Source organism: Shewanella sp. MM_2022_3 (genome assembly GCF_022557375.1).
Lineage (GTDB): Bacteria > Pseudomonadota > Gammaproteobacteria > Enterobacterales > Shewanellaceae > Shewanella > Shewanella xiamenensis.
The window spans coordinates 1-1,322 of sequence record NZ_JAKZGV010000109.1 but is presented as its reverse complement, the minus strand read 5'-3'; the positions used below and the strand labels follow the sequence as shown (position 1 = coordinate 1,322).

The window sequence follows — 1,322 nt, the reverse complement described above, 5'->3', positions numbered from 1 at the left end:
GGTATAATTCTTCTTTCACTTTCAATATTATTTGAGAGAGCAAGTTCAAATTTTTTACTTAATGATATTAATGAACTACTAGAGTCACATTTACTACCTTGGTTTTACAGATTTATTACCCTTATGAAAGAAAATGCAAGTACTTTATTTTATCGTTCTATTGCAACACTCTTAGAGCAATTTATTTATTTTTGGGAGCAAGAGCTAGAAATTGATGTTAATTATCCAAGACTTTATAAGTAAAGTTTTGGGTAAAATATTTCAAACACATTTAATCGTACTGATGAGCACAATCCAACACGCGACACATATCACACAATACCAGATTGGCGTGACTTTTATCGCATTTTTACATTGAAAAAATAAAGATGGTACACAATACATGTTTCATTGTGTACAATATTATTGTACAAAATTAAGGTATCAAGTGATAACAGCAAGAAGGTAGATAGATGTGCATCGCAACAGTAAGAAAGCTATTGTCTACAAGAATGGTGCCAGATCAAGCCATTGAATTAATAGTTAAAAGTATTTACTCAATCAGCTTAAGCAAAGGGGAGATACTTGATCTTGAACCCTCTCAAACATTTTTAGTGTCTGTTGATTACGGGCTTATTGGGGAATTTTTCCATTTCGGTGAAGAGAGAGAAATTTGCAGTAGTTTATTCACAACTGGGACAATCATTCCTTTCAAAAGGAGTGCTACATACTATAGTGGCGAATCCTCACGTTTAGAAGCATTACAGAATTCATCTATCTTTGTTGTACCAAGAAAGTCAAACTTTATTGAGAATTATTTAGATTATTTAGATATAGCCGCTGATGATATTTATAAATTTTTTGTTTCATATTCAAGAGAATTAATCTTATTAAGAGCAGCATTAAGTGCGGAGGATTATATGATTTTTTTTATATTAATTTATTGTACTTCAAGCTGTAAATTTAACAAAAAATCATATATCACTGCCGACTTGTTAAGTAAAGTTACTGGATGCACACGTCAATATGCAAATAAAGTTGTTTTTAATTTATGTTCATTAGGAGCCCTGAACAGAGAGTCTGGAAAGTTTTTTATTAACAATAAAGAGTTACTAATAGATAAGGTTGACCCACTCCTTTATAAAAAATTTTACAAACCATGTTGCTCAACAATTCTGGTGTGATACATGTGCTATCGATTTATTAAGTTTGTTGACAACAAAAATCAAATAATCAACAACCTTAACGCCATTTTGTCAAAGAGTGATAAGATTAAAAAGATTTTATCTGGAAGAATTACAATTAATGATTTGAATTATTTTATTATATCGTTGGTATACGAG

General features: G+C 30.3%; 1 protein-coding gene and 1 pseudogene. Both read left to right on the top strand.

The window, feature by feature from the left end; genetic code table 11:
- Nucleotides 1-243: pseudogene (locus MMG82_RS21320) on the top strand (hypothetical protein); the annotation flags it as partial.
- Between the two features lie 209 nt (nucleotides 244-452).
- Entirely contained in the window at nucleotides 453-1,163 is a 711-nt protein-coding gene (locus MMG82_RS21315; protein WP_241407413.1) for a hypothetical protein, read from the top strand.
- The last annotated feature ends 159 nt before the right edge of the window (nucleotides 1,164-1,322 follow it).

Excerpts from the sequence above, each read along its gene's own strand:
- MMG82_RS21315 (WP_241407413.1), top strand. The coding sequence starts at position 453 with ATGTGCATCGCAACAGTAAGAAAGCTATTGTCTACAAGAATGGTGCCA.